Genomic DNA, 7,421 nt, shown 5'->3' on the forward strand with positions numbered 1-7,421 from the left:
CGTGCATGGCGTCGACGTAGGCGGGCTCCACCGCGCCCGCGGTGACCAACAGCCGGCCGGCCTCGTCGATGGCCCCGGCTGAGGTCGTCGCCGAGCCGTTCAGCACGATCGACTCCAGTGGCAGGACACCGTCAGCAGCGCCTTGCGTCCGGTGCTGCCGCCGCGGAATTCGGTCAGGTCGTCGACGGCGACGACGGCGTCGTCGCCGGCCAGGGCGCCGGACCGGCGGAACGCCGCGGTGAGGAACTCCGGGCCCGCCGCGCCGAGCGACGCGGCGTCGGCGGGAAAGTCGAGGCCGAGGTGGTCGCCGGGGCAGCTCCGCATGGCGTGATTGTGCCCGGCGTGATCACACGAAGCGGTTGCGCCCCGCCATCGCACCCGCCACGGTCTGCACCGCGTAGACGATCAGGAACATCACCCACGGCACGGTCCACCCGTGCGTCACGTCGTGGAGCAGACCGAACAGGAACGGGCCCGTTCCCGCGATCAGGTACCCGAAGCCCTGCGCCATGCCGGAGAGCTGGGCCGTCTCCTCGGGGGAGCGGGCCCGCAGCCCGAGCACGGCCAGCGCCATGGAGAAGGCGCTCATGCCGACCCCGAGCAGCAGGCTCCACAGCAGCGGCTGAGCGGCGGGCGCCAGCATCAGCCCGATGGTGCCGGCGAAGCCGAACACACTGACCGCGACGATCCACCCGCTCTGGCTGGAGCTGCGCGCGGCAATCGGCGTGAGCAACAGTGAGAGCGGGACCCCGACCAACGAGGCCAGGCCGACCAGCACGCCGGCATGCACCTTGTCCACCCCGTTGTCGATGAAAACCTGTGGCAGCCAACCCATCATGATGTACGCCATGAACGCCTGGGTGCCGAAGAACACGGTGACCGTCCAGGCCAGCCGACTGCGCAGCAGCGAACGACGGCCCTGGGTGCGGCGGCTGTGCACCGCCCACGCGCCGCGGTGCCGTCTGGTCGCCGGAACCCACACCGCCAACGCCAGCAGCGCCACCACCGCCCACACCATCAACGCTTCGCGCCAGCCGCCCAGCGGTCGCTCCAGGCCCGGCGTCACCGCCGACCCCAGCGCACCGCCGCCCTGCAGTGCGGCGGTGTAGATACCGGTCATCAGGCCGATCCGGGCGGGAAAGGAGCCCTTGATGACGACCGGGATGAGCACGTTGGCCAGCGCGATGCCGGCGCACGCGACGAGCGTCGCTCCGATCACGACGTGCGCGCCGCCGGCGCCGCGCAGCACCAGACCGGCGATCAGCGCGATCATCGCCGTGGAGATGGCCCGTCCGAGGCCGATCCGGGAGGCCAGCCACGGGGCGGCGAGGCCGGCACCGGCGAAGCACAGCGCGGGCAGTGTGGTCAGCAGACCGGCCCAGGTGGCCGACACCGAGAGTTCGGCGCGGATGTCGTCGAGCAACGTCGCGATGCTGGTGACCGCCGGACGGAGGTTCAGCGCGGCGAGGACGACGGCCACCGCGAGGAGGGCGCCGCCGACGACCGCCGGTACCCGGCCCGGTGTTTCGGGCGTCGGGTCCTCGATGATCTGCTGCCGGTCGGTGCGCATCCTGCTACCGTGCCATACATCCCATGATTGGACGAAAGGATTTCTTCGTGCCGTTGAGCACAGCGCGTCGCTCCGGCCTCGTCGACCAGGTCATCGAGCAGCTCCGGCAGGCCGTCGCGAGCGGGGAGTGGAGTGTCGGCGAACGGATACCCAAGGAGACCGTGCTGGTCGACAGCCTCGGGGTCGGACGCAACACCGTGCGCGAGGCGGTGCGCGCCCTCGCCCACGCCGGAATCCTCGAAGTCCGCCAGGGCGACGGCACCTACGTACGGGCCACCAGCGAGGTGTCCGGTGCGCTCCGCCGGCTGTGTGGCGCCGAGTTGCGCGAGGTGCTCGAGGTGCGCCGGGCGCTCGAAGTGGAGGCCGCCCGCATGGCCGCCGCGCACCGCACACCGGCCGACGTCGCCGAGATGCGCGCGTTGCTCGCCCGCCGGCACGACTACGCGGACGTCGACGATGTCGAGGCGTTCGCGCGCGTCGACGCCGAATTCCACCTCGCCGTGGTGCGCAGTTCCGGCAACCGCACCCTCACCGAGCTGTACCGGGGACTCATCGAGGTGGTCACCGCCAGCGTCGCGAACACCCGCCACGTACCGGTGGACAAGTGCGACCACGGCATGCTGCTCGACCAGATCGCCGCCGGGAACGCCGAGCAGGCCGCCCGCACCGCGGGCGAGTTCCTGGACCGGCTGCTCGAGGGTCTCGGCTCAGCCGACTGAGCGCCCCGCGCCCTCCCAGAACTGCGCCCGCACCGCCTTCTTGTCCGGCTTGCCCAACGCGGTCACCGGCACCGAATCCACCACGATCACCTGCTTGGGCGCCTGCACCGACCCCTTGCGCTCCTTGACCGACGACTGGATCTCGGCGGTCATCCGCGCCACCGCCTCCTCGGAACGGTCGGCGTCGGGCCGCAGCACCACCACGGCCGTCACCGCCTCGCCCCACTTCTCGTCGGGCGTGCCGATCACGCACACCTGCGCCACCGACGGATGCTCGGCCACAACGTCTTCCACCTCGCGCGGGAACACGTTGAACCCGCCGGTGACGATCATGTCCTTGGTGCGGTCGACGATGTAGTAGAAGCCGTCCTCGTCCTCGCGGGCCAGGTCGCCGGTGTGCATCCAGCCGTCCCGGAACGTTTCAGCCGTCGCCGCCGGCAGGTTCCAGTAGCCGCCCGACAGCAGCGGACCCGCGACGCAGATCTCGCCGACCTCGCCCTGCGGCACCGGCCGGCCGTCCTCTCCGAGCAGCGCCACCTTTGCGAACAGCGTCGGCCGGCCGCACGACGTCAACCGCTTCTCGTCGTGGTCCTTCTTCGACAGGTACGTGATCACCATCGGCGCCTCGGACTGGCCGTAGTACTGCGCGAAGATCGGGCCGAACCGGCGGATCGCCTCGGCCAGGCGCACCGGGTTCATCGCCGAGGCGCCGTAGTACACCGTCTCCAGCGACGACAGATCACGGGTGTGCGAATCCGGGTGATCCATCAGCGCGTAGATCATCGACGGCACCAGCATGGTCGCGGTGATCTTCTGCTCCTCGATGACGCGCAGCACCTCGGCCGGGTCGAACTTCGTCAGCACGATCAGTTCGCCGCCCTTGACGATCACCGGCGTGAAGAACGCCGCGCCGGCGTGGGAGAGCGGCGTGCACATCAGGAACCGCGGATTCTCCGGCCATTCCCACTCGGCCAACTGCACCGTCGTCATCGTGGTGATCGACTGCGCGGTCCCGATGACGCCCTTGGGCTTGCCGGTGGTGCCGCCGGTGTACGTCAGCCCGCCGATGTGGTCCGGCGGCAGGTCCGCGGCCACCAGTGGCTTGGCCGGGTACTTGGCGGCCTCCGCGGTGAGATCCACCGCGGTGACGCCGGCGGCGGCGAGTTCGGGCGGGACGGGCCCGATGGTCAGCACCTGCTTGAGTGACGGCACCTTCTCCACCAGGCCCAGCGCGCGCTCGACGAACATCGGGTTCGGGTCGATGATCAGCGACGTCACCTCCGCGTCCGACAACACGTAGGCGTGGTCGTCGAGGGAGCCGAGCGGGTGCAGCGCGGTGCGGCGGTAGCCCTGGGTCTGGCCGGCGCCGATGATCATCAGCACCTCGGGCCGGTTGAGCGAGAGCAGGCCGACGGCCGCGCCGGTGCCGGCGCCGAGCGCCTCGAACGCCTGGATGTACTGGCTGATGCGGTCGGCGAGTTCGCCACCGGTCAGCGTGGTGTCGCCGAGGAACAGCACCGGACGGTCCTTGTGCCGCTTGAGCGCGCCGACGGTGAGGTGGCCGGAGTGGAGGAAGTGCCGCAGCTGATCACTCATGCCGACCAGATTAGAACGTGTTCCAATTCCAGTCAGCCGGTCCCCGCGAAATTGCATTCCAGCAGGGCTCCTCTCGAACTTTCGCGGCTGGAATGCCATTTCGGCGGAGAGGTGGAAAGGCGGAAATGCGGCTCGAATGCGGGCGCACGGTGGTGCCGGCATCGGGGCGACGACGCGCCGAGGTTATTTTGCTGATTCCTTGCCTATCGAGGAAGCGAATGGGCATACTCATGCCGACAGGCGGGGGATGCGACGGGTTGCACCGGGTGACCGCTGGCGTCAATTATCGGTTCCAGCAGCGGAAATCCCGTCGGCTTCCCGAGGAGGAACGAGCGAAGTCGAGGGCATTAAGTAAATGGTCGCTCAGCGCGGATGAGCAACAGCACGAGGGGTGACGGCGTCGACGTCATCACCGGCTGGGCCGGCGGCTACGTCAAACGTCACCCTCTGGCATCGCTGGCGACGGTCGGCGATCAGTTCGTACTCGGCGTGCGCACCATCCAGTATTTCCTGACCGACCTGTTCACCGGGCGCTTTCAGTGGCAAGAGTTCATCCGGCAGGGCGCGTTCATGGCCGGCACGGCCGTGCTGCCCACCGTGTTGGTCGCGCTGCCCATCGGGGTGACGCTGTCGATCCAGTTCGCCCTGCTGGCCGGGCAGGTCGGCGCCACCTCGCTGGCAGGGGCGGCCAGCGGCCTGGCGGTGATCCGGCAGGCCGCGTCGCTGACGGCGGCGATCCTGATGGCCGCGGCGGTCGGCTCGGCCATCACCGCCGACCTCGGATCGCGCACCATGCGTGAAGAGATCGACGCGATGGAGGTCATGGGTGTCTCGGTGATCCGTCGCCTGGTGGTTCCCCGGTTCGCGGCGGCGATCATGATCGGCGTGGCGCTCACCGGGGTGGTGTGCTTCGTCGGGTTCCTCGCCAGCTACCTGTTCAACGTGTATTTCCAGAACGGCGCCCCGGGCAGCTTCGTCGCCACCTTCGCGTCGTTCACGACCACCGGCGACATGATCGTCGCGCTGGTGAAAGCGGTGATCTTCGGTGCCATCGTCGCCGTGGTCTCCTGTCAGAAGGGGCTGGCCACGGTGGGTGGTCCCACCGGCGTCGCGAACTCGGTGAACGCCGCTGTCGTCGAATCCATCCTGATCCTGATGGTCGTCAACGTCGCGATCAGCCAGCTCTACATCATGCTGTTCCCCCGGGTCGGGCTCTGAGATGGCCGCCACCTACGTACCGCCGATACTGGCGCCGTTCGTCCGCCTCTACGGGAAGGCCACGCCGCCGATCGCGCGACTGGGCCACATGCTGGTGTTCTTCGTCCGGGCGATCGTGGCAATCCCGTTGGCGCTGCGCCAATACCGCGCCGAGTTCGTCCGCCTGCTGTCGGACATCGCGTGGGGCAACGGTTCTCTGGTCGTCGGCGGTGGAACCGCCGGCGTGGCGATCGTTCTCGGCATCACCGTCGGCGCGCTGGTCGGCATCGAGGGGTACAACTTCCTCGATCTGCTGGGCCTCGGCCCGGCGACGGGGATCATCTCGTCCCTGGTGAACACCCGCGAGCTGGCGCCGATCGCGTTGTCACTGGCGTTCGCGACCCAGGCCGGCTGCCGGTTCACCGCACAGCTGGGTTCGATGCGTATCGCCGAAGAGATCGACGCCCTGGATTCCCTTGCCATCCGCCCTATCCCGTATCTGGTGACCACCCGGCTGATGGCCTCGGTGGTCGCGGTCATCCCGCTCTACGTCGTGTGCCTGGCGGTCAGCTATCTGACGACGCAGGTGGTGGTGCGGGTGATCAGCGGCGGCGCGACCGGCTCGTACCTGCACTACTTCACTCTGATGCTGTCGGGCCAGGACATCTTGTACTCGCTGCTCAAGGCCATCGTCTTCGTGTGGATCGCCACGACGATCCAGTGCTACTACGGCTTCTATGCCAGTGGGGGTCCCGAGGGTGTCGGCGTCGCCGCCGGGCACGCGATGCGGGCCAGCATCACCGTGGTGATCATCGTCAACATGCTGCTCACCATGGCGCTGTGGAACGTCGACGCCGGAGCGAGGTTCGGAGGGTAGGTGGCGAATTCCTTTGACCTGGACGGGCGCGGGCCCACCGATCGCCAGTTGCTCGGCGGTGGGGTCGCCGTTGTCCTTGTGGCAGCGTTGATCACGTCGGTCCTGTTGGTCAAGGCGACCGGACGCCTCGACCCCTTCGTCCGTGTCGTCGCGAACCTCGTCAACGTCGGGGACGGACTGCCGCAGCGATCCGACGTGAAGTACCACGGGGTGCTCGTCGGCGCCGTCGACAGCGTCACCCCCGCCGCGCACGGCAACCCGAACTACGTCCACATCAACCTCAACCCGGAGTACGCCGGCTCGATACCGGCCACCGTCACCGCACGGGTGGTGCCCAGCAACGTGTTCGCGGTGTCGTCGGTGCAACTGGTGGACCGCGGCCTGGCGGGCCCGGCGATCAGCGCGGGCACGCACATCCCGGAGGACACCGAGCTGCCCACCGTGCTGTTCCAGACCACGATCAGCAAGTTGCGCGACATTCTCGCCGCCACCGGGCGCGGCCGCGAGGACAAGACGGTCGGCATCCTGGCGGCGGTGAACGCGGCCACCGAGGACCGTCGCACCGAGCTACTCGCCAGCGGTGCGCAGCTGAACCGGCTGGTCGACGAGATCGACGCGATCGTGGCCACCGAACCCGGCCCCACCACGGTGTCAGCGCTGATCGACGCCACCAGGGGACTGCGGGCGACCGCACCGGAACTCCTTGACGCTCTGCACATGGCGGTCGAGCCGATGCGGACCCTGGTTGAGCAGCGCGCTCAACTCGACGCGCTGGTCAGCAGCGGCCTGCACACCATGGGAACCACCCACACCGCGCTGAACAACCACACCGACCGGCTGGTCACGATCACCTCGAACCTGACCCCGGTGCTCGGGAATCTGGCCCAGACGTCGCACCACTGGCTACCGGCGTTCGTGAAGCTCAACGGGCTGTCCGACAAGTTCTTCACCGAGGTGTGGCGGCCGGAGCGCGATATCGGCAACATGCGGATCAACCTGTCGCTGACCCCGACGTACACCTACACCCGTGCCGACTGCCCGCGCTACGGCGAGCTGAAGGGGCCGAGCTGCTACACCGCACCTCTGGTGGTCACCCGGCCCGAGTTGCCCGACCAGATGCTGCCGCAGAACTATCAGCCGCCTGCGGATCTGGCGCCGCCGCCGGGCACGATCGTGGGGGAGAACGGCAACCTGGTCGCCGTGGGCCCACCGCTGGTGAATCCCAATCCGAGCCTGGCTGACCCCAATCCACCACTGCCGCCGTGGATGTCGCCGGCGCCACCGGTTCCCGGGACGGCGAACGACGCACTGGTTCCGATACCGCCGCCGCCGGTGAACCAATCTCCGCTGGCGCCGGTCGCGCCCAAGCCGGAAGGTCGACCGCCGCCGGCCGAGGCAGGAGGCTGATCGCGATGACGAAGTGGACCAAGGTGGTGCGCCGCTCGGTCGCGCTGTCGGTGGC

The 7,421-nt window shown here is 68.9% G+C and carries 7 protein-coding genes; 4 read left to right on the top strand and 3 right to left on the bottom strand.

The features are described from left to right. Positions 1–99 precede the first annotated feature (99 nt). Complete coding sequence (locus tag ASJ79_RS14350; protein WP_067956236.1) at positions 100–324, bottom strand: hypothetical protein; 225 nt, start codon at positions 322–324, stop codon at positions 100–102. Between the two features lie 22 nt (positions 325–346). Then, positions 347–1,570 carry an MFS transporter gene (locus tag ASJ79_RS14355; RefSeq protein WP_067956242.1) on the bottom strand — a complete coding sequence of 408 codons (1,224 nt, stop codon included), beginning with the start codon at positions 1,568–1,570 and terminating at the stop codon, positions 347–349. A 47-nt stretch (positions 1,571–1,617) separates the two neighbouring features. Between ASJ79_RS14355 and ASJ79_RS14360 the strand changes: the two genes are divergently transcribed. After that, the gene (locus ASJ79_RS14360; RefSeq protein ID WP_067956251.1) at positions 1,618–2,289 is read left to right on the top strand and encodes a FadR/GntR family transcriptional regulator; all 672 of its coding nucleotides are present in this window, start codon (positions 1,618–1,620) and stop codon (positions 2,287–2,289) included. Here ASJ79_RS14360 and fadD8 read toward each other — a convergent pair. After that, complete coding sequence (gene fadD8 / locus ASJ79_RS14365; protein ID WP_369803678.1) at positions 2,278–3,942, bottom strand: fatty-acid--CoA ligase FadD8; 1,665 nt, start codon at positions 3,940–3,942, stop codon at positions 2,278–2,280. The genes ASJ79_RS14360 and fadD8 overlap by 12 nt on opposite strands. A gap of 315 nt (positions 3,943–4,257) precedes the next feature. Here fadD8 and ASJ79_RS14370 point away from each other — a divergent pair, with 315 nt between their 5' ends. From ASJ79_RS14370 to ASJ79_RS14380, 3 genes are read left to right on the top strand one after another with little or no spacing between them, the layout of a single operon-like run. Continuing rightward, positions 4,258–5,103, top strand: coding sequence for an ABC transporter permease (locus tag ASJ79_RS14370; RefSeq protein WP_067956245.1), 846 nt, complete (start codon positions 4,258–4,260; stop codon positions 5,101–5,103). A gap of 1 nt (position 5,104) precedes the next feature. Beyond that, positions 5,105–5,959: an ABC transporter permease gene (locus ASJ79_RS14375; RefSeq protein ID WP_067956246.1), complete on the top strand. Its 855-nt coding sequence runs from the start codon at positions 5,105–5,107 to the stop codon at positions 5,957–5,959. Then, entirely contained in the window at positions 5,960–7,366 is a 1,407-nt protein-coding gene (locus ASJ79_RS14380; RefSeq protein WP_067956250.1) for an MlaD family protein, read from the top strand. Positions 7,367–7,421: the final 55 nt, after the last annotated feature.

This window comes from Mycobacterium sp. NAZ190054 (genome assembly GCF_001545925.1).
GTDB lineage: Bacteria > Actinomycetota > Actinomycetes > Mycobacteriales > Mycobacteriaceae > Mycobacterium.